The 25,105-nt window shown below is 65.8% G+C and carries 21 protein-coding genes; 12 read left to right on the forward strand and 9 right to left on the reverse strand.

Annotated elements, in window-relative coordinates; translation table 11 throughout:
- Positions 1 to 50: 50 nt before the first annotated feature.
- Positions 51 to 1,220, reverse strand: a complete 1,170-nt coding sequence (locus HDG39_RS07660; RefSeq protein ID WP_184004613.1) for a hypothetical protein — start codon at positions 1,218 to 1,220, stop codon at positions 51 to 53.
- A 238-nt stretch (positions 1,221 to 1,458) separates the two neighbouring features.
- On the reverse strand, positions 1,459 to 3,753 hold the full coding sequence (locus HDG39_RS07665; protein WP_184004616.1) for a hybrid sensor histidine kinase/response regulator family protein: 2,295 nt from the start codon (positions 3,751 to 3,753) through the stop codon (positions 1,459 to 1,461).
- 604 nt (positions 3,754 to 4,357) lie between these two features.
- On the opposite strand from HDG39_RS07665, the gene HDG39_RS07670 reads away from it, so the two are divergent.
- From HDG39_RS07670 to HDG39_RS07705, 8 genes are all read left to right on the forward strand, one after another.
- Positions 4,358 to 4,723 carry a response regulator gene (locus tag HDG39_RS07670; RefSeq protein ID WP_184004619.1) on the forward strand — a complete coding sequence of 122 codons (366 nt, stop codon included), beginning with the start codon at positions 4,358 to 4,360 and terminating at the stop codon, positions 4,721 to 4,723.
- Positions 4,716 to 5,339 (forward strand): chemotaxis protein CheC, encoded by a 624-nt coding sequence (locus HDG39_RS07675; protein ID WP_184004622.1) that lies wholly within the window; start codon positions 4,716 to 4,718, stop codon positions 5,337 to 5,339. Before HDG39_RS07670 ends, HDG39_RS07675 begins: the two co-directional genes overlap by 8 nt.
- Positions 5,336 to 6,286 carry a sensor domain-containing diguanylate cyclase gene (locus tag HDG39_RS07680; protein WP_018424005.1) on the forward strand — a complete coding sequence of 317 codons (951 nt, stop codon included), beginning with the start codon at positions 5,336 to 5,338 and terminating at the stop codon, positions 6,284 to 6,286. Before HDG39_RS07675 ends, HDG39_RS07680 begins: the two co-directional genes overlap by 4 nt.
- 238 nt (positions 6,287 to 6,524) lie before the next feature.
- Positions 6,525 to 7,373: a presqualene diphosphate synthase HpnD gene (gene hpnD, locus HDG39_RS07685; RefSeq protein ID WP_184004625.1), complete on the forward strand. Its 849-nt coding sequence runs from the start codon at positions 6,525 to 6,527 to the stop codon at positions 7,371 to 7,373.
- 4 nt (positions 7,374 to 7,377) lie between these two features.
- Positions 7,378 to 8,646: a hydroxysqualene dehydroxylase HpnE gene (hpnE, locus tag HDG39_RS07690; protein ID WP_184004628.1), complete on the forward strand. Its 1,269-nt coding sequence runs from the start codon at positions 7,378 to 7,380 to the stop codon at positions 8,644 to 8,646.
- The gene (gene shc / locus HDG39_RS07695) at positions 8,643 to 10,721 is read left to right on the forward strand and encodes a squalene--hopene cyclase (protein WP_184004631.1); all 2,079 of its coding nucleotides are present in this window, start codon (positions 8,643 to 8,645) and stop codon (positions 10,719 to 10,721) included. The genes hpnE and shc overlap by 4 nt, the downstream gene beginning before the upstream one ends.
- Before the next feature lie 3 nt (positions 10,722 to 10,724).
- Complete coding sequence (locus HDG39_RS07700) at positions 10,725 to 11,492, forward strand: phosphorylase (protein ID WP_184004634.1); 768 nt, start codon at positions 10,725 to 10,727, stop codon at positions 11,490 to 11,492.
- 261 nt (positions 11,493 to 11,753) lie between these two features.
- Positions 11,754 to 12,239 (forward strand): acyl-CoA thioesterase, encoded by a 486-nt coding sequence (locus HDG39_RS07705; protein ID WP_184004636.1) that lies wholly within the window; start codon positions 11,754 to 11,756, stop codon positions 12,237 to 12,239.
- Between the two features lie 156 nt (positions 12,240 to 12,395).
- On the opposite strand, the gene HDG39_RS07710 is transcribed toward HDG39_RS07705, so the two are convergent.
- On the reverse strand, positions 12,396 to 13,415 hold the full coding sequence (locus HDG39_RS07710; protein WP_184004638.1) for an MlaA family lipoprotein: 1,020 nt from the start codon (positions 13,413 to 13,415) through the stop codon (positions 12,396 to 12,398).
- Positions 13,416 to 13,417: 2 nt separating this feature from the next.
- The gene (gene hpnN / locus HDG39_RS07715; protein ID WP_184004640.1) at positions 13,418 to 16,033 is read right to left on the reverse strand and encodes a hopanoid transporter HpnN; all 2,616 of its coding nucleotides are present in this window, start codon (positions 16,031 to 16,033) and stop codon (positions 13,418 to 13,420) included.
- A gap of 211 nt (positions 16,034 to 16,244) precedes the next feature.
- On the opposite strand from hpnN, the gene HDG39_RS07720 reads away from it, so the two are divergent.
- Positions 16,245 to 16,844: an MlaC/ttg2D family ABC transporter substrate-binding protein gene (locus HDG39_RS07720; RefSeq protein ID WP_184004642.1), complete on the forward strand. Its 600-nt coding sequence runs from the start codon at positions 16,245 to 16,247 to the stop codon at positions 16,842 to 16,844.
- A gap of 144 nt (positions 16,845 to 16,988) precedes the next feature.
- On the opposite strand, the gene hpnH is transcribed toward HDG39_RS07720, so the two are convergent.
- Both hpnH and ispH read right to left on the reverse strand, forming a co-directional pair.
- The gene (gene hpnH, locus HDG39_RS07725; protein ID WP_184004643.1) at positions 16,989 to 18,143 is read right to left on the reverse strand and encodes an adenosyl-hopene transferase HpnH; all 1,155 of its coding nucleotides are present in this window, start codon (positions 18,141 to 18,143) and stop codon (positions 16,989 to 16,991) included.
- 10 nt (positions 18,144 to 18,153) lie between these two features.
- Complete coding sequence (gene ispH / locus HDG39_RS07730) at positions 18,154 to 19,098, reverse strand: 4-hydroxy-3-methylbut-2-enyl diphosphate reductase (protein WP_184004645.1); 945 nt, start codon at positions 19,096 to 19,098, stop codon at positions 18,154 to 18,156.
- Between the two features lie 378 nt (positions 19,099 to 19,476).
- Between ispH and hpnC the strand changes: the two genes are divergently transcribed.
- Complete coding sequence (gene hpnC / locus HDG39_RS07735) at positions 19,477 to 20,343, forward strand: squalene synthase HpnC (RefSeq protein ID WP_184004648.1); 867 nt, start codon at positions 19,477 to 19,479, stop codon at positions 20,341 to 20,343.
- Positions 20,343 to 21,515, forward strand: a complete 1,173-nt coding sequence (locus tag HDG39_RS07740; RefSeq protein WP_184004651.1) for a glycosyltransferase — start codon at positions 20,343 to 20,345, stop codon at positions 21,513 to 21,515. Before hpnC ends, HDG39_RS07740 begins: the two co-directional genes overlap by 1 nt.
- 89 nt (positions 21,516 to 21,604) lie before the next feature.
- Here HDG39_RS07740 and HDG39_RS07745 read toward each other — a convergent pair whose 3' ends face one another.
- Both HDG39_RS07745 and hpnA read right to left on the reverse strand, forming a co-directional pair.
- Entirely contained in the window at positions 21,605 to 22,183 is a 579-nt protein-coding gene (locus HDG39_RS07745) for a hypothetical protein (protein ID WP_184004654.1), read from the reverse strand.
- 134 nt (positions 22,184 to 22,317) lie between these two features.
- Positions 22,318 to 23,328, reverse strand: coding sequence for a hopanoid-associated sugar epimerase (gene hpnA / locus HDG39_RS07750; protein WP_184004657.1), 1,011 nt, complete (start codon positions 23,326 to 23,328; stop codon positions 22,318 to 22,320).
- 138 nt (positions 23,329 to 23,466) lie between these two features.
- Here hpnA and HDG39_RS07755 point away from each other — a divergent pair, with 138 nt between their 5' ends.
- Positions 23,467 to 23,760 carry an acylphosphatase gene (locus HDG39_RS07755; RefSeq protein WP_184004660.1) on the forward strand — a complete coding sequence of 98 codons (294 nt, stop codon included), beginning with the start codon at positions 23,467 to 23,469 and terminating at the stop codon, positions 23,758 to 23,760.
- A gap of 103 nt (positions 23,761 to 23,863) precedes the next feature.
- Here the strand turns inward: HDG39_RS07755 and egtD are convergent, their stop codons facing one another.
- Positions 23,864 to 24,847: an L-histidine N(alpha)-methyltransferase gene (gene egtD / locus HDG39_RS07760; RefSeq protein ID WP_018423989.1), complete on the reverse strand. Its 984-nt coding sequence runs from the start codon at positions 24,845 to 24,847 to the stop codon at positions 23,864 to 23,866.
- Between the last annotated feature and the right edge of the window lie 258 nt (positions 24,848 to 25,105).

Here is a 25,105-nt window from a genome sequence, read left to right on the forward strand (position 1 = left end):
GCCGCGCGCGCCGCGTAAGGCGGCCGCGTTCGTGTCGCTCGGCGCATCGCCTACACGTGGTGATGGCCGGTCACCCGCTCCCAGCCGTGACGCACCGCGAGCTTGAAGCGCTCCCACGTGCTGTCCGGCGACGTGGTTTCCCAATGGCGGCGTGCTTCGGGCTCGATCTCATCCCACGGACGATTGCGGAATCGTGCGTCGCGAGCGATCTCCGCGCCGTAGCGATAGGCCGGCACATAGTCTTCGTAGCGCGCGTTCGCGGCGGCGTACTGCTCGTCGTAGTGCGTGCGGAAATCTTCTTCGTATTCCAGATATTCGTTCGGCATCTGGGCGCCGGGACCGGTGCCCGGCTGCCCGCCTTCGGGAACGATGTCGGACGGCTGCATCACCGCGCCCGAGCCCGGTACCGAGCCGGCGGCGATCGCGCTGCGTCCCGCATCGCCGGCGAGCGGATCGACGATGGGTTCGTTGACCGGATCGCTCATCGGCCGTTCGCTGATCGGCGGCGGCGCGAACGGCTTGGCGGCGGCGCCGATGTCCGCCGGCGGCATGGCGGTCAGCGGATCAGGGCGCGGGGTGTCGGGAGTGGGCATGGTGTCGGGTGCGGTCGTACCGGTCGCCGAAGTGGCGCCCGTCGCGCCGGCGATTCCGGTCGATTCGGTCATGGCCGCCGCACCCGCTGCGCCGCTGCTCGAACTCACGCCCGCCGCCCCCGGTGTCGCGGTGGTGTCGCGCATCCCGGGCGTCGCACCCGCCTCGGTCGTTACGCTCGACGTGCGCGGCGTTCCCGGCATCACCGCGCCGATGCCCAGCTCATCGAGTATCGAGTGGTCGCGGGCGGTGGCGACCGGCGTGTCCGCTTCGGGCGGGCGGTCGCCGATATCCGTCGCGCCGAGCCGCACGAGCGTATTGCGCGCCAGCTCCGCATGCGACTCGCTCGCCGCGTGGACGCACACGAGCACCGCGCCGCGCCTCATCGCCTCAGCATAACGCGCAGTGTCCGATGGGCGCGGACCGGTCGAGAACAGGCTGGCAAGAAAGCGCTCGATATTCGCGAGCACGCCCGCGTTGGCGACTTCGCTGGTGGCCGAGCCAACCGAAGGTTCGGCGTTCGCCTGCAACTCGATCTTCTCGCGCGCAAAGCCGGTTTGCACGAGCGTGTCGCGGGCGGTTTCGGCCTGCATGTAAGTGTCGAATAAACCAATCACGGTATGTTGCATGGTTGTCTCCCGACATGTTCTGCTGGAACGGGCGGCGCTCGCGGCGTCGTCCCCTTGTCGTCTGCGGGCAAGCAAGCTTCATGCCCCCGCACCGCCGCGCGGCGGTGCCGCGTCCCACACGCGGCGCCCCGCTGCCCGGCGTGCCACGCATGACGCGGGCTCACGATGAAAAAAGCGCGGCGTGTAAGCGCCGCGCTTTTTACAAGGCCTGGTAAATGCCGCCGACATATCGTCGACATCAGGTATCGGCCGGATGCGTGGCGGCATCGTTGCTCGTTTGCACGGCGTCGTGCTGGATCGTTTCGAGCAGTTGCTCCAGCAGTCCGATATCGAACGGCTTGGACAGCACGCGCACGTTCGCGTGCCGCGCGCGGTCGAGCTCTTCCGCGTAGCCGGTGACGAGGATGACCGGCAGCTGTGGGTCGAACCTGAGCACCGCTTCGGCCAGATCGATGCCGTTCATCTTGCCGGGCATGTGGATGTCCGACAGCACCAGATCGAACGGCAGCGGCCCGCCGGTGCTCGCGCGCTTCGCGCGGGCGTCGTCGAGTACACGCAGCGCCGTGTCGGCGTTGAACACGCAGGTGACCTGATGACCCATCATCTGCAGCAGCGCCTCGGTGCCGGCGGCGACTTCTTCGTTGTCCTCGACGAGCAGCACGCGCAGACCCTGCGGCACGCCGCTTTCGGTCGCTAGCGCTTCTGCAGGTCCGGCCGTGTGCGGCTCGCTCGACGCGCGCGGCAGATAGAGCCGCACCGAGGTGCCCGCGCCGATCGCGCTGTCGATTGCCGCTAGCCCGCCCGAGCCCTCGCAGAACGCGAAGACCTGCGGCAATCCGAGTCCCGTGCCCATGCCTTTGGGCTTGGTCGTGAAAAGCGGCTCGAACGCGCGCGCGAGCACGTCGGGCGCCATGCCGGCGCCGGTGTCCTCGAGCGACAGTTGCACGAACTGGCCGGTCAGCGGAAAGCCGTCCTCGTGACGGAACACGACATTGCTCGCGCGCACCGTGAAGCGCCCGCCGTTGGCCATCGCATCGCGCGCATTGACGGCGACGTTGATCAGCGCGAGCTCGAGCTCGGCGACGTCGACGCGCACCGGCCAGGTATCAATGCCGCTATTGATCACGAGCGACACCTTCGCGCCGAGCGACGCGCGCAGCAGTTCGCGGCACGACGGCAGCCAGCGTTCGAGCGACAGCGTCTCGGTGCGCAGCGGCTGCTTGCGCGCGACGCCGAGCAGCTGCCGCGTCAGCGACTGGCCGCTCTTCAGTGCGCGCTCCATCGCCGACAGTTCGCGCTCCAGTCCGCCGACGCCGCGCCGTCGCACGATCTGCACGTTGGCCGACAGGATCATCAGCAGGTTGTTGAAGTCGTGCGCGACGCTGCCGACCAGCGTGCCGAGCGCTTCCATCTTGCGCGACTGGCGGTACGCGGATTCGATCGAGCGGCGCATCGATGCCTCGGCCTGCCAACGCTGCCACGCTTCCTCTTCGGCGCCGAGGCGGCGCAGCGACAGCCAGATCACGCACCACAGCGCGATCGACGGCGTGAACATCGACAGGACCAGCACGCTCAGGTGCTTGTACCAGGCGGCCCAGATCGCCGACGTGCGATAGCCGCACAGCACGTAGACCGGATACGAGCCGATGTGCCGGAAGGCGACGATCAGGTTGCCGCCGGCGAAGCTCGAGCGCATCCGCACGACGCCGGAGCGCTGCCCCTGCCTGACCGCTTCGGCGAACGGCGAATCGGACGCAAGCGCGGTCGGCTCGCGAGGGCCGCGCGGGTAGTGCGCGAGCACCGCGCCGTCGGTGCGCACGAGGCTCATGATGATTGGCGTAGCGTCGCTGCTGCCGAGCAACTCGCGATAGAACGCGTCGAAATAGCTGGGCCGCAGCGCGACCGATACGACGCCCGCGAACGAGCCATTGGGCGCCTGGCGCTCGACGCCCATGTTGAACACCTGCTCGCCGCTCACATGCCCCGTCATCACTTTCGACACGCGTTCGAGCACGTTGCCGTCGCGGATGCCGACGAAATCGTCGCGCTGGCCGATCGAAATTTCCGGCGACGGATACAGGCGGCTGCTCACGAGCAGCGCGCCCTGCTGGCCGAAGATCGACACCGAGGCTACCTGCGGATAGCCGCCGCCCATCGTGCGCAGCTTGTCGTGAATCGTGTGTTCGCGCGCGCGGATGCCGTCGTCGTCGAGGCCTTCGGTCAGATCGACGATGCGCGAGTTCAGCGTCTCGTTCATGTCGAACACCTTCAACGCGTGTTCTTCGGCGACCCGCACCGTGCGCAGCGCCAGATCGGTCGCGTCGGCCTCGCGCGAGCGCAGATCGGCGAATGCCATCGCCGCGACGTAGACGAACGGCAGCACGATCGCCGCGACCAGCAGCGCGATCAGCGTGATGCGACGCACCTGGAAATTCTGTTCCGGCACGGCGGGAAACGACGCGTCGTCCTGCTCGCGGGCAGGACGACGCGGAAGACGGCCCGCGCGCGCGGAATCGACCCGGTCTGATGTCATTGTCGTTGACGCGAAAAGTCGTTCGGATGTGGCAGCCCCGTATCGGGCCGTTGCCGGCACCATGCCGCCTTCTGAACAAGCATAGACGCAGCACGGAATAATTTGCCGCGAAGCGTTGGGGATGGGCGTCCGCCGTGCCGCCCGTTCTTTAAGAGCGGCTTTAAAACAGCGACGAATCGGGAAGCGCAAACGTACACAAAAGGATAAAGGTAAAAGAAAGTCCGCCTCGACGATAGATCTATTTCTTAAATTCGCCTAGCACAGAAACAGATCGTTACCGTCAGTGATTCTGGCGAGTTGCTTTTGCGCGACTTTGCTTCGACAATCCTCGCCACGATAAAAAGGGCCGTTGCCACCTCTGTGCGCCGGATCGCCAAGGTCCGCCAAACGCGGCCTGCTGCATTCGCACCCCTCTCGCCAAAGGCAATTGCAATTCGACAGGCGCCACTGTACCTGGTCGCGCATCGGTCGGCATCACGCGAAGGAGTGCCACCCTCCGCTGTCGTGACGAACGAAATACGCACACAACCAGGCGCGGAAAGCGCGCAGACGAACCAGCCGATTCCTTTATCCGACCGCCCAATACGCCCGACCCACCGTTGCCATGCTGCCCATTGTGATCGCCGACGATTCGCTGCTCGCCCGCAAGTTGCTCACGAAGGCACTGCCGCCCGACTGGGCAGTCGACGTGTCCTACGCGACGAACGGGCACGAGGCGCTCGCGCTGTATCGCGAGGGCAAGGCATCGGTGATGTTCCTCGACCTGACGATGCCCGACATGACCGGCTACCAGGTCCTCGAAGCGTTGCAGCACGAGGACCTCAACACCTTCGTGATCGTCGTTTCCGCCGACGTGCAGCCGCTCGCCCAGGAGCGCGTGCGCGAGCTCGGCGCGATCGCGTTCATCGCCAAGCCGGTGACGCCGGAGGCGGTCCTGCCCATCCTCAAGGAGTACGGCTTGTATGTCTGAGCCCGCCTTCACCGAAGACCAGCGCGACGCGCTGCAGGAAATCGCCAATCTCGCGATGGGCCTGGCCGCGACGCGGCTCGCGGGCCTGCTCGATTCGTTCATCGAGCTGTCGGTGCCGCGGGTGCGGATGGTCGCGGTGAGCGACGCGGCGCGCACGCTGCGCGAGATGACCCATATCGACGACACGGTCAGCGCGGTGCGTCAGGGCTTTCGCTCGGACATCAAGGGCGAGGTGCTGGTGATCTGCCGCAGCGACAGCATCGCGCAGCTGTGTTCGCTCGTCCGCGACCCGTACGCGCGTTCGAGCTACGAGGAGATCGGCGAGCGCGAACTGATGCTCGACGTCGCGAACCTGCTGTCCGGCGCGTGCGTGTCGTCGATACTCGACCAGCTCGGCCGCACGCCGGTGTTTTCCGCGCCGGGCATGCTCGGCGACACGCTGACGCTCGACGAAGTGTTCCAGCCCGGCGTGCTGCAATGGCAGGTGGCGCTGCTCGTCGAAGTAAATTTCGCGCTCGAACATCAAAGTTTTCGCGCGCATCTGGTGATGCTGATGGCCGAAGAATCAATCCGACACATGAATGAAGCGCTCGATGCGCTGCTGTCCAGTATATGAACGTCTCCGTGGAATCGTTGAGCGACCTCGTGGTCGAGCGAGTCGGTTTTGGCATCTTCGTGCTCGACCGTGAACTGAACGTGCTGATGTGGAATCGCTTCATGCAGGACCATAGCGGCCTGTCAGCGGAGCAGGTGGTCGGCCACTCGATCTACCAGAACTTTCCGGAGCTGCCGCGCGTGTGGCTGTCGCGCAAGATCGAGAGCGTGTTTCAGCTCGGCAGCTTTGCGTTCAGCTCGTGGGAGCAGCGCCCGTATCTGTTCAAGTTCGATCACGACCGGCCGATCACCGGTGGGGTCGACTTCATGCAGCAGGACTGCACGTTCATGCCGCTGATGCGCGGTCGCGAAGTGGTGGCCGTGTGCGTGACGATCTCCGACGTGACCCATGTGAGCATCGTGCAGCGCGAACGCGAGGAGGCGGTTGCGAAGCTGCAGGAGTACGCGAATCGCGACGGACTGACCGGTATCGCGAACCGGCGCTTTTTCGAAACGCGGCTGCGCGACGAGTTCACGCGCTGGCAGCGCTACGGCGGCGACATGTCGATGTTGCTGTTCGACCTCGATCACTTCAAGAAGATCAACGACCAGTTCGGTCATGGCGTCGGCGATACGGTGCTGCGTGTGATGGCGCAGCGCGTCGCCGGCGTGGTGCGCGCACAGGACACGTTCGGGCGCTTCGGCGGCGAGGAGTTCGCGCTGCTGCTGCCGTGCACGCCGCTCGACGACGCCATGCTGGTGGCGGAGAAGATCCGTCGCGTGATCGAGGAAACGCCGGTCGAGCTGATCGGCACCAGCGTGCCGGTCACGGCGAGCCTCGGCGGCGCGACGGCGCGCGCCGGCGTGCCCGCCTACGACGTGCTCATCAACGAGGCCGACGCGGCGCTGTATAGCGCCAAGCGTCAGGGCCGCAACTGCGCGGTCGCGTTCCGGCTCGCGGGAGCCTGATTCGCTAGCGGGGGCGGTGCGGTCGAGCCCGCCGCCCCGCGCCCGGCTGCCTTCCTTCCCGTCCCCCTTTTGACCGGCGAACCTGCGGTCACCGGCAAAGATTGCTATACTTTTCGCCGTTTCCGGCCGCCCAGCCGGATGTTTCGCGCGTGTCCGCGCGCGCGGACCCACTGCCCTGCGGGTTGGCATAAAAACCTTTTTGAACGCCTTTCAGCGGGCGCCTCCAGCGGAGATCGTCTTGGCTGTTTCCAATCTTGTCGTGGACGATACTGAAATCGACGCCGCTACCGCCACGTCCGGCAGCTCGTTTTATCTTGCGATGCGCATCTTGCCGGCGGCGCAACGCGATGCGATGTACCAGGTCTACGCCTTCTGCCGCGCCGTCGACGACATCGCCGACAGCGACCTGCCGCGCGCCGAGCGCGCGGCCGGGCTCGAGCAATGGCGTGCCGACATCGACGCTTGCTACGCCGGCCAGCCGCGTGTGTCGCTGTGCGCGCTGACGCGGCACATTCACACGTTTCATCTGCAACGCGAGGATTTTCACGCAATGATCGACGGCATGGCGATGGATGCCGCCGCCGACATCTGCGCGCCCGACGACGCCACGCTCGACCTGTATTGCGACCGCGTCGCGAGCGCGGCCGGCCGTCTGTCGGTGAGGATATTCGGGATGCGTGACGAGCCGGGGCGGCTGCTCGCGCACCATCTCGGCCGCGCGCTGCAGCTCACCAACATCCTGCGCGATATCGACGAAGACGCCGTCATCAACCGCTGCTATCTGCCGCGCGAGCTGCTCGCGCGCGAAGGCATCGCGGCCACGGACCCGCGGCAGATCGCCGACGATCCGACGCTGCCGCGCGTCTGCGCGACGCTCGCCGAGCGCGCGAAGCAGCACTTCGCCGAGTCCGACGCGATCATGGATCGCGAGCCGCGCGCTCGAGTGCGCGCGCCGCGCATCATGTCGGGCGTCTATCGCGTGCTGCTCGAGCGCACGCTGGAGCGCGGCTTCGACGTTCCGCGCACGAAGGTCGGCAAGCCGAAGCTGCGCCTGCTGTGGATCGTCGCGCGTTACGCGCTTTTCTGAGCTGATGCCGAAGCTCGTCCACGTGGTCGGCGCGGGCGTGGCCGGGCTCGCCGCCGCTGTGCAGTTGCAGCGACGCGGCGCGCGGGTCGTGCTGCACGAAGCGCAGGATCACGCGGGCGGCCGCTGCCGTTCGTACTACGACGCGAAGCTCGGTGCGACGCTCGACAGCGGCAATCACATCGTGCTGTCGGCCAATGCCGCGACGCTCAACTACGTGCGCGCCATCGGCGCCGCCGACGAACTGGTCGGCTCCGCGCAGCCCGAGTATCGGTTCGTCGATCTGGCCACGCGTTCGCGCTGGAGCGTGCGTCTGTCGCCGGGGAGTTTGCCGTGGTGGATTTTCGATCCGCGCGCGCGCGTGCCGAACACGGGTCCGACCGATTACCTGTCGCTCGTGCCGCTGCTGTTTGCGAAACCGGGCCGCAGCGTCGCGCAGACGATGCGCTGTGACGGTCCGCTGTGGGAACGGCTGCTGCGGCCGCTGCTGCATGTGCTGCTGAATCTGGAGCCGCGCGACGCGTCGGCCGAACTGACCGGCGCGCTCGTGCGCGAAACGCTGCTCGCGGGCGGGCTCGCGTGCCGGCCGCTGGTCGCGCGTAATGGTCTTGGCAGCGCGTTCGTCGATCCGGCGCTGCGTCTGCTGCAACATGGCGGCGCGACGATCCGGCTCGGTTCGCGTCTGCGCGACATCACGTTCGCGGCCGACCCGGCCCGTGTGCAGGCGCTGCATTTCGACGATGAGAGCATCGCGCTCGGCGCGAACGAGGCGGTGATTCTCGCGCTGCCGCCCGAAGCCGCGGTGGCTCTCGTGCCGGGCCTGCGCGCGCCAACGCGTTTCGCGGCCGTGCTCAACGTGCATTTCGCGGTCGAGCCGCCGTTCGGCCTGCCGCAGATCACCGCGCTGCTGAACGGAACGGCCGAATGGCTGTTTGCGTTCGACGACCGCCTGTCGGTGACGCTCAACGGCGCCGAGCGGCTCGTCGACGCGCCGCATGACGTGCTGGCGGCGACCGTCTGGGCCGAAGTCGCGCAGGCGGTCAATCTGCCGGTCGCGCCGCTGCCGCGCTGGCAGGTGGTGATGGAATCGCGCGCGACGTTTGCCGCGCTGCCCGCGCAGGAGACATTGCGGGCGGGCACGCGCACTCGCTGGAACAATTTGGTGCTCGCGGGCGACTGGACGGCCACCGGCCTGCCCGCGATGCTCGAAGGCGCGATCCGCTCCGGCCAGAAGGCCGCGGATACGCTGCTGAATCAACCGATGGAACGCAGATGAACGACTTATCTCACACCCAGCCGCTCGACGCGGCGCTGCCCGAAGCCGCCGATGCGGCGCCGAACCTGGCCGAAGCTGCCGTGGTTGCCAACGCGCCCGCCGTGGCGGACGCATTGGCAACCGCAACGCCGGCGCCCGTGCGGGGCGCGAGCCCGCTCGACGCATCGATCACGCGCGCGACCGATGCGATTCTGGCCGCGCAGCAGCCGGACGGCCATTGGGTCTACGAGCTTGAAGCCGACGCGACGATTCCGGCCGAATATGTGTTGCTGGTCCACTATCTCGGCGAAACGCCGAACCTCGAACTCGAACAGAAGATCGCGCGTTATCTGCGCCGCATCCAGTTGCCGACCGGCGGCTGGCCGCTCTTCACCGACGGCGCGCTCGACGTCAGCGCGAGCGTGAAGGCGTACTTCGCGCTGAAAATGATCGGTGACCCGGTCGATGCCGAGCACATGGTGCGCGCGCGCGACGCGATCCTCGCGCACGGCGGCGCGGAACACGCGAACGTGTTCACGCGAATCCTGCTCGCCCTCTTTGGCGTGGTGTCGTGGCGCGCGGTGCCGATGATGCCGGTCGAGATCATGCTGCTGCCGGTGTGGTTCCCGTTCCATCTGTCGAAGGTGTCGTACTGGGCGCGCACGGTGATCGTGCCGCTGCTGGTGCTCAACGCGAAGCGGCCGCTCGCGCGTAATCCGCGCAAGGTGCGCATCGACGAGCTGTTCCGCGGCGCGCCGGTGAACGCCGGCATGAACGAGCGCGCCCCGCATCAGCACGCGGGCTGGTTCGGCCTGTTCCGTTGTGTCGATTCGGTGCTGCGCGCGGTCGATGGCCTGTTGCCGAAGGCGACCCGCGAGCGCGCGATCCGCGCGGCGGTCGCGTTCGTCGACGAACGGCTGAACGGCGAGGACGGCCTCGGCGCGATTTTCCCGGCGATGGCCAACTCGGTGATGATGTACGACGTGCTCGGCTATCCGGCCGATCATCCGCATCGCGCGATCGCTCGCAAATCTCTCGACAAGCTGCTCGTCATCAAGGACGACGAAGCTTATTGCCAGCCGTGTCTGTCGCCGGTGTGGGATACGTCGCTCGCCGCGCACGCTTTGCTCGAAACCGGCGAAGCGCGCGCCGAACAGGCGGCCGAACGCGGGCTCGCGTGGCTGCGTCCGCTGCAGATTCTCGACGTGCGCGGCGACTGGATTTCGCGCCGCCCCAACGTGCGGCCGGGCGGCTGGGCGTTCCAGTACAACAACGCGCATTTCCCGGATGTCGACGATACCGCGGTGGTCGCGATGGCGATGTATCGTTCGGCGGCGCTCACGCAATCCGATGTCGATCGCGAAGCAATTGCCCGCGCGCGCGAATGGGTGGTCGGCATGCAAAGCAGCGACGGCGGCTGGGGCGCGTTCGAGCCGGAAAACACGCAGTACTACCTGAACAACATCCCGTTCTCGGACCACGGCGCGCTGCTCGATCCGCCGACCGCGGACGTGTCGGGCCGCTGTCTGTCGATGTTCGCGCAGCTCGGCGAGCTGCCGCAAAGCAGCGAGCCGGCGCGCCGCGCGTTCGACTACATGCTGCAGGAGCAGGAGTCGGACGGCAGCTGGTACGGCCGCTGGGGCCTGAACTACATCTACGGCACATGGACCGCGCTGTGCTCGCTGAACGCGGCCGGCATGCCACACGACGACCCGCGCATGCGGCGCGCGGTGCAATGGCTCGTGTCGATCCAGAACGACGACGGCGGTTGGGGCGAGGGCGGCGAGAGCTACAAGCTCGACTATCGCGGCTACGAGCGTGCGCCGAGCACCGCGTCGCAGACAGCCTGGGCGCTGCTCGGACTGATGGCGGCGGGGGAGGTCGATCACGAGGCGGTGGCGCGCGGTATCGACTATCTGCAGCGTGAGCAGCGCGAGCATGGGCTGTGGGACGAAACCCGGTTTACCGCGACCGGCTTTCCGCGCGTCTTTTATCTGCGCTACCACGGCTATCGCAAGTTCTTCCCGCTGTGGGCGCTCGCGCGCTTCCGTCATCTGAAGCGCAATGGGCTCACGCGCGTCACGGTCGGGATGTGACAGATGTCCGTGTCGATGACGCCGTCCGTGGGGACGGGCGATAGCGGCTTGCCTGTGATCGTCGTGACGGGCATGGCGTTCGAAGCGCGCATCGCGCGCGGCGACGGCAGCGAGCGCGTCGAGGTCGTGTACGCGGCGCGCGCCGATCTGCTCGAGCGCGCGCTGAACGCCGCGGTCGCTCGCGGCGCGGCGGGGATCGTCAGTTTCGGCACGGCGGGTGGGCTCGCGCCGGATCTGCAGCCGGGCGCGCTGATCGTCGCGGATGCCGTGCATGGGCCGTTCGGGCGTATCGATACGGATTGGCCGTGGACGGAGCGGATCGCCGCCGCCGTGACCGCCGAAGGGCTCGCGGGACGTCTGCGCCGTGGCGCGATGGCGGCGGTCGCCGCGCCGCTGATCACCGCCGAAGACAAACGCGCGCTGCACGAATCGACCGGCGCGCTCGCGGTGGATATGGAATCGCATATCGCTGGCGCGACCGCTGCCGCGCACGGTCTGCCGTTCGTCGTGTGTCGCGCGATCGTCGATCCGGCCTGGCGTACGCTTCCGCCCGCCGCGACGGCGGGCTTGCGCGACGACGGCACCACGGCGCTGGGGCCGATTCTGCGCGAACTGCTGCGGCAACCGTCGCAACTCGGCGCGCTGCTGCGACTCGCCGGTGATGCGCGTGCCGCGCGGACTACGCTGGTCGAGGCGCGGGAGGCCTTGGGGAAGGGCGGCGCGCTGCGGATCGCGGGCGTCAACAATTGCGCGACGGGAAATGGCGGTTAGCCATTCCGAGCGCGTCCGGGGCCGGCAGCCAGTCGCTAGCGTGTGCGTGACCCGCCCCTGGAGCGACGACTCGAGTCGTAGCCATCGCCCGAAGCGGTTGACCACTAGCGGTGGTCCATCATGGATCCCGAGACTATCAGCACGATTAATTATGCAATTCTGAAATGTCAGGGAAAACCCCTACTTTTGGTATGTTAGTGTTAACCCTTGGGTTCCGGCGCATGACGCGCCCTCCCGGGAGCCTCAGACACGGAGTACCAAATGAATTTCCACACGAGAAAATGGGTCAAGCCCGAAGACCTGAATCCCAACGGGACATTGTTCGGCGGCAGCCTGCTACGCTGGATCGACGAAGAAGCCGCGATCTACGCGATCTCTCAGCTGGACAATCAGCGCGTCGTGACCAAGTTCATGTCAGAGATTAACTTCGTCAGTTCGGCACGCCAGGGCGACATCATCGAACTGGGCATGACCGCCACGCATTTCGGCCGCACGTCGATCACGCTGCGCTGCGAAGTGCGCAACAAGATCACACGCAAGAGCATTCTGACGGTGGAGAAAATGGTATTCGTCAATCTCGACGAAAACGGAGATCCGGTGCCACATGGCCGCACGCGGATCCGTTATGCGGACGAGCAGTTCGCTCACTACCGCGCGAACTCCAAGCCAGTGCCGCAAACGGCACCAGTCGAGGCGGTCGAGGAAGATCGGGTCGCGGCGCGCAGCGAAGTCGAGAGCCTGCACTGAGCGGGTTGCAGCGATGCCCGTGGGCTTGGTCGGGCGCCGTTTGGCTGTACTTCCACGCAGGGCACCCATCGAGGGCGTCCGCTGTGCCTTGTAGCGCTGGACTGAAGCGCCAGGACAGGGCCGGCGCGGCGGCCGGTTCCCAGATCCCCTGGAGCGCTATTGCGGGGCCGACGCCGGCTCAGCAGGCACGGCTGGCGTAGCGTCCGCGCCACTGTCACCCGGATCGGTGTAGTTCGGCAGATCCCCACCGGGCGCGTTGGTCGCTCCACCGGAAGCCCCATTGGGCGCCGGCGAGGACTCACCCGGATCGTTGTAATTCGGCAGCGCGCCGGGCGCGCCCTTGGCCGCGCCGCCCGTTCCCGAAGCGCCATTGGGCGTCTCGCCCACATCGCCCGGATCGGAGTAATTCGGCAGGCCGCCCGCCGGCGCGCCTGCCGCTGGGGCAGCAGCCGGGCCCGTATCGCCGTGATCGTCGTAGTTCGGCAGCGGCGGAGGGTTATTGCTCGTGCCGCGCAGCCGCGCAAGGCGCTGCTGCACAAAGGCATCACGCACGAACGAGTACTTGTCGAGCGCGGCCTGCTCCAGAAGGCTGGTCGCGCCGAGCAGATCCGAACGTGTGCTCACGAACTGCAGCACGTACAGCGGATTGCGGGTCGCGGGTTCGATATAGTTCAGCGGATTGAACTTCACATCGACGACGAGCCCCATGCTGTCCCGCACCGTGCTCGGCCCGAACAGCGGCAGCACCAGATACGGACCCGACGGAATGCCCCAATGCCCGAGCGTCAGACCGAAGTCCTGATGATGCTTGGGCAGACCGGCCGGCGTCGCCCAGTCGAGCAGGCCGCCAATACCAAACACCGAGTTGAACGCGAAGCGCATGATGTCTTCGGTCGCATCGGTGATCTTCAGTTGCAGCAGCGCGTTTGCGGCGTTGGTGAGGTCGCCGAGGTTCGAGAAGAAATTGCTGACGGCGGTGCGCAGCGGCTGCGGCGTCACTTTCTGGTAGCCCTTCGCGACCGGCACCGCGATATAGCGATCGACTCCGTCGTTGAAATTGAAGATCACCCGGTTCACCGGCTCGAACGGATCGCCCGGCTTGCGGTCCGGAGCGGTCGCGCAGCCGGAAATGAGACCCGCGGCGGTGAGCGCCAGCGCGGTGTTACGCAGCTTCATGCTTATATTCCTTTTTGCTTCCCGCGACGTTGACGCGGCTTGCCCATCAGTACCGGCTGAAAAACCACCGCGCCGATCAGCGTGCAGAACAGCGAAAGCACGAGCAGCCTCCCCATGCTGGACGTGCCCGGATGGTGCGACAGCCACAGGCTACCAAACGCGGTGGCCGTTGTGGCGGCGCTGAACAGCACCGCATGCGTGAGGCTCGACTGCAACAGGCCGGTCTGGCCGTGGCGCCACGCCATCACGAAGTAGATCTTGAACGCGACGCCGACGCCGAGCATCAGCGGCAGCGCGATGATGTTCGCGAAGTTCAGCGGCATGCCGAATACCACGCACAGCTCGAGCGTGACGATCGCGGACACCAGCAGCGGCACCAGCGTGCGCAGTACGTCGCCGACACGGCGCAGCGCGATCCACAGCAGCACGGCGATCGACAGCAGCGCATAGACGGCCGCCTGCAGGAACGCCTTGATGATCGTGTTGGCCGAATGCAGGATCGAGATCGGTCCGCCGATCGCGCCCGGCTCCGCCCTCTTCACCGCGTGCGCGAAGCGCGCGAGCATCTGGTCGTCGTTTGGATCGACGCCGGGGGGCACCTTCGGCGCGATATCGACGAGCGCATGACCGCCCTTGCCGATCCACATCGCGGTGATGCCTGGCGGCAGGGTCTGCTGGGTTATTTCGGTCGGCTGCAGAAGGTTCTCAAGCTGCTTCAAGGCGATGCGCAGCGTGTCGGACATCGCGACTTCGGCGCGATCGCGCGTGGCGGCGTCGGCGGCGGCGAGCTTTTGCAAGGTCGCGGACAGGTGCTGCGCGTCCGCCGCGCCCGGGCCCGGATGGTCCTCGGCCGCGAGCGACAACTGATTCGCTGCGCGCTTCAATGCGGCGACGCGCAACTCGTCGGTGGCTTGCGGCGCGGGCTGCTGTTGCAGCGCCGGCAGCAGCTGTTGCGCGGCGCTCGCGATCAGCATCATCTTCTGCTGCTGGTCGGCCGGCACGAAGGTGCTCAGCGTGTTGACGCGGCCCACTTCCGGCAGCTTGCGCAGTCGCTCGGCCATCGCGTCGGCGTCGGCAAGCGACGGCGCCAGCGCCTGCACGTTGTTCACCGCGGCTTCGGGCGAATCCTTCAGCGACAGCAACGTTGCCATCGACTCGGTGTGCGGGTCCTTCAGATGCAGCGGATTGAAGTCGAAACGCAGGTGCGTGAGCAGCGGTGTCGCGCCGATCACGACGAGCAGCGTGCCGATCAACACCGGCTTGCGATGGCGGTCGAGGAAGTCGTCGACGGGCTCGAGCTGCTTGAAACCGGGCGAGGCGACTTCGCCCGGCGGATTGAAGAGCTTGAGCAGCGCTGGCAGCAAGGTCATGTTGGTGAAGTACGCGACGAACATGCCGACGCCCGCGATCTGGCCAAGCTCCGACACGCCGCGATAAGCGGTCGGCAGGAACGAGAAGAAGCTCAGCGCGACTGCCACGGCCGCGAGCGTGAGCGGCACGCCGATGCTGTGCGCGGTGTGCATCAGCGCGGCCGACAGCCGGTCGTCGCGGTTGCGCTCCTCGCGATACTTGACGCCGAACTGCACGCCGAAATCGACGCCGAGCCCGACGAACAGCACCATGAACGCGACCGAAATCATGTTGAGCGCGCCGACCATCAACAGGCCGAGCGCGGCCGTGATCGCGAGGCCGACGAACAGCGTGATGAACACGGCCGCGATCATGCGGCCTGAGCGCAGCGCGAGCCACAGAATGATCAGGACGACGATGAAAGTGCCGATGCCGTTCAGCACCGCGCCGTCCTGCACTGACGCGAACTCCTCGTCGGCGAGCGGCTGCTCGCCGGTCAGGCGTATCGTTGCGCCGTAGCGCTCCTGGAGATGCAGCGAGACCGCGGTTGCGCGAATCGCCCTCGACGCGCTCGCGCCCGGCTCCAGCGCGTCGTAGTTGACGACCGGCTGCACGACGACAAACGAGCGCGCCGGATCGGTGACGGCGCTTTTATCGACGAGCGCGCGCCACGAGAACGCGGCGTGCTGGCCGGCCAGCACGCGATCGAGCGTGTTCGCGCTTTGCGCAAGCAGCCGGCTCATGTCAGGGAGTTTGACCTGGCCGAGTTGCAGCGGCAGCAGCAGCGTCGTATTCAGCGTGCCGGCGAGACCGGTCAGGCTCGGATCATGCGCAAGTTGATTGACGAGCGGGCGCGACTGCACGAGTTGCGAGGTGGTGGACATCACCTCGTCGGTGGACGGAAACAGCAGGCCGTTGTGTTCGAAGAACGGGCCGCCGGCGGGCTGCGAGACCGACGTGAACTCCTTCGGATCGGCTCTGAGCGCGGCGGTCAGCGCGTTGGCGGCGGCGTCGGCGAATTCGGGCGCGCGCGCCTCGACCACCACCAGCACGGTGTCGCCACGGTCGGGGAAGGCGGCGTCGAGCGCGTTCTGGACTGCCGCCCATTGCCTGTCGGTCTCGATGAGACGGCTGATGTCCGTGTTGATCTTGAAGTTATGCGCGACGTATATGCCGCTCAGGACAGCGAGCACGATCGACAGCGCGATGATCCTCAGCGGATGACGCACCGAATACGCGACGAGACGGACGATAGATGACTTCAGCATGTAGGCGGACGCGGCCTTATCACGGATGTTGTTTTTGACGAAGGTGCATAAGTATACAGAGCCCGGGCAAGCAAGCCCGACTTCGGTAGCAAGTACGGCTCCTGACGGCTTCGTCCGGATGGGAACGTAATCCCCGCTATACTGGTGTACCCCTCTTTAGCCGCGGGGCTGCGGCCCGTCGGCGCTACTTCTTTCGAGTCGTGACAAGCGTATGAAACGATATCTGACTGCTTTTGTGGCTGCGGCCGTGGTGTCCACGGCGGCGTTTGCGCAGAGCGCGCCCGACGCGGTGGTAAAAAGTGCAGTCCAGGGCACGGTGAGCGCAATGAAGGCTGACCCGCAGGCGCGCGGCGGCGACATGGCGAAGATCACCCAGGTCGTCCAGACGCACTTCCTGCCCGCCACCGACTTTCAGCGCACCACACGTATCGCGGTAGGCAAGCCGTGGGCGACCGCGACGCCGGAGCAGCAGAAGCAACTGTACGAGCAGTTTACGCTGCTGCTCACGCGCACCTATGCCGCATCGCTGTCACAACTGCGCGACCAGGACGTGAAGTTCCAGTTTGCGCCGGTCAGCGAAGGCGGCGCGAGCGACATCGTCGTGCAATCGCACGTGATCAGCAACGGCGGCGATGACGCGATCGACTACCGGCTCACCAAGGGGCCGTCGGGCTGGAAGATCTACGACATCAACATGATGGGCGCGTGGCTGATCCAGGTGTATCAGACGCAGTTCGCCGACCAGATCGCCAAAGGCGGCATCGACGGGCTGATCAAATTCCTGACCGCGCATAATGCACGCGGCGCGTAAGCGGGTCGGTCGACGGAAGTTTTCATCGGTAAAAGAAAAGCGCGGTGGCCTTGATTGGCCACCGCGCTCTTTTTTCGAGCTGCTTGCGCTTAACGATCATGCGCAATACAGAGGCGGCGCGCGGCCGCTCTCCTGTCGAACGCCTCAGTGCGCGGCCGTCGCGGTCTCCACCTTCTTGCCCTTGCCGGCGCGCGTGATTTCTTCGAGCTTGATCTCGACGTGACGCGAGAACACGTACTCGGCGGGACGCTGCTTGTCGAGCGGAATGTCCTGCGCGAACGCGCCCGTGGTTTTCGGGCCGCGCATGCTGACCTTCAGCGCCTTCAGCGGATGCGAAACCGTGTCCATCACGGCCGTCGCTTCGAAACCGCAGTGGACCATGCAGTCCGCGCACTTCTCGTAGTTGCCGGTGCCGTACTTGTCCCAGTCCGTGGTTTCCATCAGTTCCTTGAAGGTCTTCACGTAGCCTTCGCCGACCAGATAGCACGGTTTTTGCCAGCCGAACACGGTACGCGCCGGGTTGCCCCACGGCGTGCATTCGTAGGTCTGGTTGCCCGCGAGGAAGTCGAGGAACATCGCCGACTGGCTGAACGACCAGTTCTTGCCGTTGTTGCCGCGCTTGAAGATTTCGCGGAACAGTTGCTTGGTCTTGTCGCGGTTCAGGAAGTGCTGCTGATCCGGCGCGCGCTCATACGCATAACCCGGCGATACCGTGATGCCGTCGACGCCCATCGGGCCCAACGTGTCGAAGAACTTCGCCACGCGTTCCGGCTGCGCGTCGTTGAACAGCGTGCAGTTGATGTTCACGCGGAAGCCGCGGCGCTTCGCTTCGCGGATCGCGGCCACGGCCTTCTCGTACACGCCTTCCTGCGACACCGAGTGATCGTGCGCTTCCTTGTCGCCGTCAAGGTGAACCGACCATACGAAGTACGGATTTGGCTCGTAGTCGTCCATCTTCTTTTCCATCAGCAGCGCGTTCGTGCACAGGTACACGAACTTCTTGCGCGCCATGATGCCCTTGACGATCTGCGGCATTTCCTTGTGCAGCAGCGGCTCGCCACCCGCGATCGACACGACCGGCGCACCGCATTCGTCGACGGCCTGCAGGCATTCTTCCAGCGACAGACGCTGGTTCAGAATCGGATCCGGATAGTCGATCTTGCCGCAGCCATTGCAGGCGAGATTGCAGCGAAACAGCGGCTCCAGCATCAGGGCGAGCGGATAGCGTTTGTTGCCGGAGAGATGCTGGCGCATGATGTATGCGCCGACGCGGACTTTCTGTAGCAGCGGAATAGACAAGGCGTCCTCCTTAAACTTCGCGTGCAGCGAGTGGTTGCATCAGTTTCGATGGCAACTTGAATTCGACTTTTTCTTCACGGCCCGCCATCGTCGTGACATCGACGGGCCCCCATGCGCGTAGCGCATCGATTACGTTTTCGACCATTTCTTCGGGCGCCGACGCGCCGGCCGTGATGCCGACCGTGTGCACGTTGGCGAACCATTCCGGCTTCACTTCGGAGCCGTCGGCGACGAGGTAGCTCGCCACGCCGCTCTCGCTGCCGATTTCGCGCAGCCGGTTCGAGTTCGAGCTGTTGGTCGCGCCTACCACCAGCAGCACGTCGACCTCTTTGCTCAACTCGCGCACCGCCGCCTGGCGGTTCTGCGTTGCATAGCAGATGTCGCGCGTGTCGGGACCGACGATGTCGGTAAAGCGGCGTAGCAGCGCGTCGATGATGCCGCGCGTGTCGTCGACCGACAACGTGGTTTGCGTCACGTAGGCGAGCGGCGCATCGACCGGCAACTCGAGTTTCGCGACTTCTGCCTCGCTCTGCACGAGCAGCACCCGGCCGGGAATCTGGCCGATCGTGCCTTCCACTTCGGGATGGCCGGCGTGGCCGATCAGGATCAGCGTGCGGCCGGCGGCCACGTACTGACGACCCTGTACGTGCACCTTGGTCACGAGCGGGCAGGTTGCGTCGAGCACGTCGAGGCCGCGCGCTTCGGCATCACGTTCGACGGTTTGCGCAACACCATGCGCGCTGAATATCGCGACGGCACCTTGCGGCACTTCATCGAGTTCCTCGACGAAACGCGCGCCCTTCTGGCGCAGATTGTCGACCACGTGACGGTTATGGACAATCTCGTGGCGGACATACACGGGCGCGCCGTGTTGCTGTAACGCACGATCGACGATTTCGATTGCGCGGACCACGCCCGCACAAAAGCCGCGGGGCTGAGCAAGGATGACTCGCATAAGTTGGCGAACTCCGACTAACGCGGGTTTCGAAGAAGTCGTGAAACCGACTTTATCGCCGCGCCCATCTTGATTAGTTGACGTCTTGAGCCCCGGCGACCGGCCGGTACAGCAAAACCAAACGCGCATTCTAACGCTATCGGGGCCACTTTGCTTTTTGCTGTGGCCCGTGTGTTGGCCGCTTGCCGCAGCCGCTGGGTCGTGCGGACGACCGGGGCGGCGAGCGTTACGAAGATGTAAGGAGCCAGCGAGGGATTGCCTCGTAACGCGCCCGACCATGACGCACACTGCACCGTCACGACGGAACCCTTAAACTACCGATCCTTGCCGCGGCGCGGACATCGCGCTGCATTACAGAATAGTTTCGAGGCTCGCTGGATGGACGTCGATCAGCACGAAAACTTTCCGATCGCGAGCGTGTTGCTGCCTAAGGCCCTACGCGCGCCTGTCGGTATTATCTATCAGGTCGTGCGCACTGCGGCCGATATCTCCGCCGAAGGCCAGTGGAACGCCGTCGAGCGGCATGCCCGGCTGGCCGATTTCCGCGCCGGGCTCGACGCGATCGCGCAACGGCGCGCCGCGCCCGTGCATGCGCTGCTGTTCGGCAAGCTCGCTGGCGTGATCGCGCAATACGAGCTGCCGCTCGAACCGTTCTACGATCTGCTCGACGGCTGCGCGCAGGACATCGATACGAATCGCTATGCGGATCGCGCCGCGCTCGTCGACTATTGCCGCCGCTCGGCGCATCCGGTCGGGCATCTGCTGCTGCATCTGGTGGGCGCGGCGACGCCGCACAATCTTGCCGACGCCGACGCGATCTGCACGGCGTCGCAGCTGATCAGCTTCTGGCTCGACGTCGCCGCCGACTGGCAACGACAGCACGTGTACCTGCCGCAAGCCGATTTGCGCCGCTTCGGCGTGACCGAGGCGCAGATTGCCGATGGTGTCGTCGACGATGCGTGGCACGCGCTGATGGCGTATGAAATCGCGTTCGTGCGCGCCACGCTGGTCCGCGGCGCACCGCTCGCGCTGCGCATGCCGGGGCGGCTCGGCATCGAGCTGTGCGGCGCGGTGCATGCAGGCTTTCGGTTTCTCGAGCGCATCGAGCGCGCGGATTACGATGTGTTCCGCGCGCGCCCGGTCCTCAATCCGTTCGACTGGTGCGTGGTGGCGGCGCGCACCCTGAAAATGCGACTATCCAGACGCGTCGGCATGGCGGCGCGCTCAATCGAGGGTAATGCTTAATGGCGGCGGTCCTGTTCGTTCTTTCGTGTGTTTCCCTGCTGATCTGGTGCGTGCTGCTGTTCGCGCGTGGCGGCTTCTGGCGCGCGCGCCCCGCCGCGCCGCTGGCCATCGCGACGCGCGACGCATGGCCGGCCGTCGCGGCCGTCGTACCGGCGCGCAATGAAGTCGACGTGATCGCCGAGGCGGTCACGTCGCTGCTCAAGCAGGACTATGCAGGCGCGTTCCACGTGATCGTCGTCGACGATCACAGCACCGACGGCACCGGCGACGCCGCGCGTGCAGCAGCGCTGCGGCTGCAATGTCCGGAGCGCCTCACCGTGCTGAGCGCGAAGCCGTTGCCCCCGGGCTGGTCCGGCAAGGTGTGGGCGCAGTCGCAGGGCATCGAGGCGGTGCGCACGCTCGATCTGCCGGCCGAATTCCTGTTGCTGACCGATGCCGACATCGGCCATCCCGCCGAGGCGTTGACGCAGCTCGTCGCGCGCGCGGATGCCGAAAAGCGCGACCTCGTCTCGCTGATGGTCCGGCTGCGCTGCGATTCGCTCTGGGAAAAGGCGCTGATTCCGGCCTTCGTGTTCTTCTTCGCGAAGCTGTATCCGTTCGCGTGGGTCAACAATCCACGCAACCGCACCGCGGCCGCGGCGGGCGGCTGCATGCTGGTGCGCCGCGCGGCGCTCGAGGAAGCGGGCGGCATCGAGTCGATTCGCGCCGAGCTGATCGACGATTGCAGTCTTGCCGCGCGCATCAAGCATCGTGGCACCGGCCGTCATCCGATCCGGCTCGATGTGGCGGCGAAGAGCGTGTCGCTGCGTCCCTACGATAGCTGGCGCGACATCTGGAACATGATCGCGCGCACCGCGTTCACGCAGCTGCGCTACTCGCAGCTACTGCTCGCGGGCACGCTCGTCGGCATGGCGATCATCTATCTGTTGCCGCCGGTCGCGGCGTTGATCCTCGGGCCGCTCGGCTGGCCGGCCTGGATCGCGTGGGCGGCGATGTGCTGCGCGTATGCGCCGATGCTCGTCTACTACCGGCGCTCACCGCTGTGGGCGCCGTTTCTGCCGCTCGTGGCGCTGTTCTATGTCGGCGCAACGTTCGCATCGGCGGTGCGCTACTGGCGTGGCAAGGGTGGGCAGTGGAAGGCGCGCGTGCAGGCACCAGTGCAGGAGCGCTGATGTCTGGCGATGGCCGAAGCGCTCGTCGGATGCAGAAGGCAGACGTAAAAAAAGCGGCTCCAGGCCGCTTTTTTACGTAGCGCGGTTCATCACGCGTTCGTTAGCATCATGTACATCTGGATCACGATGTCCGGCGAGAACGTGAACGGCACCCAGCCGTGGCCGGTGTGGCGCATCACCAGCAAGCGGTCCCCGTTCGACTGCTTCTGCACGGCCATCATCGGATTCTTCGTCGAGACGAACTGCCAGCCCGGCGGGATGCCTTGCGGCTGCTCCGGCGTCATCGACGCCCGTGCGTTCGACAGTTCCTCGATCAGCCGGCTGATCTGATCCGGGCGTAGCGCGACGGTCTGGTTGCCGATCGTCATCGTGATTTCGTCGCGCGCGGGGCGGTTGATTTCGAGCGTCGGCTGGAATTGCGGGGCGGCCGGCTTATCGATCGCTTCGGCGTTCGTTTCTGCGTTTGCTTCTGCGTTTGCTTCGATGCTCGCGTGCTGTTCCGCTGCCGCTTGCGCCGCTGCGGCGTGCGCGGCATGCTCCACCGCTGCGGGCGATGCCGCAGCGTCAGCGCTTGTCTCGGGAGTGTTCTCGGCCTGCGTGGCCACGACAGCCTGAATGAGCTGGTCGACGCCCATTTCCAGCGCGCCGAGCTGTTCGTGAAGATTCATGCGAGGTTTCTCAGGTAGGACCCGCGATTTTACCTGCTGCGCGCGGGCTTGGACCCGTCGCCGGCGCGGGACTTGTAACAAAATGCTTACGGCCGCTGTTCAGCCCTTCACTTAACCGTGCACTTATCCCTTGATCACCGCTTCAGATACCCCGCCTGCCGGAACCATTCGAGCGCGTCGGCGAGCCCCTCGCGATAAGGCCGCGCCCGATACCCCAGCTCGCGTTCCGCCTTCGCCGACGTGAAATACATCTTGTTCTTCGACATCTTCAGTCCGTCGACGGTGACGAAAGGTTCGCGCTTCGTGAATTTGGCGACCGCTTCCGCGCCCATCGCGAGCGGATACAACGGCCAGCGCGGCAGGCTCAGTGTTGGTGCCTTGCGGCCGGTCAACGCCGCGATATCGGCGAGCATCTGCTGCAACGGCAGATTTTCGCCGCCCAGAATATAGCGCTCGCCGATCTTGCCGCGTTCGAGCGCAAGGAAATGACCGGCGGCGACGTCGTCGACGTGCACGAGGTTCAGCCCCGTATCGACGAATGCGGGAATCTTGCCGAGCGCCGCCTCCAGAATGATGCGTCCGGTGGGCGTCGGTTTCACGTCGCGCGGGCCGATCGGCGTCGATGGATTGACGATCACCGCGGGCAGACCGTCCTCGGCGATCATGCGCTCGACCGCGCGCTCGGCGAGCACCTTGCTGCGCTTGTAGACGCCGATCGCCTGGTCGGCGCGAAGCGGCGAGGTTTCGTCGGCGGACTGGCCGGAGCTCGTCACCTTCAGCGTGGCGACGCTGCTCGTATACACGATGCGTTCCACACCTTCCTTCAACGCCGCGCGCATCGTCGCCTCGGTGCCTTCGAGATTCGCGCGCTCGATCTCGCCAGGGTCCGGCGCCCACAGCCGATAATCGGCGGCCACGTGCAGCAGATAGCGCACGCCGCGCAGCGCGTTGCGCATCGATGCTTCGTCGCGCATGTCGCCGACGACGATTTCCGCGTCGAGCGATTCGACGTTCTTGCGCGGACTCGTCGCGCGCACCAGCACTCGTACGCGAAAGCCCTTGCTCTGCGCGATGCGCGCCACCGACGAGCCGACGAAGCCGGACGCGCCGGTCACGAGCACGAGATCGCGATGCTGTTCGGTCATTCTGTTTCCATTTCCTGCGTGACGGTCGACGGATTGTACGTGGCGCGCGCAAAGGATGGGCGTTCTCCAGCACGCTCGCCGCGACGCGACTAGAATGCCGGCTTGAAAGACTGTCAGGCATTAAAAGGAGGTAGCGGCATGGCCCCGGATCTGGATGAGCGGATCGAAACGTATTACGCGCGAGTGCGCGGCACCGTGCAGGGCGTTGGCTTTCGGCTTGCGACGGTGCGCCAGGCGCACGCGCTCGGCATCAAGGGATGGGTCGCGAATCTCGACGACGGTTCGGTCGAGGCGATGTTGCAGGGACCGGCCAATCAGATCGACCGGATGTTGTCGTGGCTGCGTCACGGACCGCCGGCGGCGCGCGTGACCGAAGTGAGGGGCGAGGAGCGCCCGACGGACAGGCGTTACGAGCGCTTCGAGCAGCATTGAGCTCGAGCCGCGCGAGTTAAAAAAGCGGCGCGCCGACCAGAGGAGGGCGCGCCGCTTTTTCGTTGATGCCTTTATCGGCCGTTATTTGCCGCGTGGTCAGCGCCTACCGGGCCACCAACAAACTCTCCGCGAATCCCCACTCATCCTCGATCCATTGATGGCTGCACACGAAGCCGGCGCCATCGACGATCGCGGGCAATTCTTCCGCGCGATACTTGTGGCTGCTTTCGGTCCAGATCGTCTCGCCTTCCTTCAGCGACACCGTCAGCTTTGCGGCGCGCACGTGAGCGGTGATATCGCGCTTCGCGCGCAGATGCATCTCGATGCTGCGCGCGTCCGGATTGAAGCGCGCCACGTGCTCGAATTCATCGAGCGGAAAGTCGCCGTCGAGTTCGCGGTTGATGCGCGCGAGCAGGTTCAGATTGAATGACGCGGTTACGCCGATCGCGTCGTCGTAGGCTGCGACCAGCACCGGCGTGGGTTTGATCAGATCGGTGCCGAGCAGCAGCGCGTCGCCGGGCGCGAGCATGTTGCGGATCTCGCGCAGAAAACGCGTCGCCGCGAGCCTGCCGAAGTTGCCGATCGTGCTGCCGAGAAACAGCACGAGCAAGCGGTCGCCGGGCGCGCGCTGCCGGCTCACTTCGGCGAGACCGGCCAGATAGTCGCGTTCATAACCGACGATCGAAATCCGCTCGATGTCGCCGAGTTCGCGCCGGCACAACTGCAACGCACTGCGCGAAATTTCAATCGGGCAGTAGGAAGTAGGGCGTTTTTTACACAGCGCCTCGAGAATGCGCCGCGTTTTACGGCCGCTGCCGCTGCCGAGTTCGGCGACCGTTACGTCATGCGGCAAATGCTCGACGATATCGGCCGCGTGCTTCGCGAGCAGACGTTCTTCGGCGCGCGTGACGCCATATTCGGGTAATACGGTAATCACTTCAAAAAGTGCGGAACCGACCTCGTCGTACAGATACTTCGACGGCAGCTCTTTCTGCGGCGTATGGGTGAGACCGGCGTACACGTCGGCGGCGAAGGCGCGACGCAGTTCGGAAGGCGAGTTGCTGAGCGATAGGGCTGGCTGGGTCATGCTGGCTCCAGTAGTCACATTCGATGAGCGGGATTGCTGCCGGGCGGTGGCATGCGCGATGAAACGCAGTTGAGGCATGCCGTGGGCGAGATGCGCGGGCGGTAATTCGTGGCGGCCTGACAGACTGCGCTCGAGGCTGCATTCGCCGACCCGGCTCGTGGGTGCTGCTCGTTGCGTGCCGCTGTGGACGTCGTTGTCGCGAGTGGTGCGGCCACAGCGTGCAAATCTTGGGTAGCAAGATTCGCGCGAGGCGAGGAC

Origin of the sequence: Paraburkholderia lebeckiae, assembly GCF_014201005.1 — a bacterium.
Taxonomy (GTDB): Bacteria; Pseudomonadota; Gammaproteobacteria; order Burkholderiales; family Burkholderiaceae; genus Paraburkholderia; species Paraburkholderia tuberum.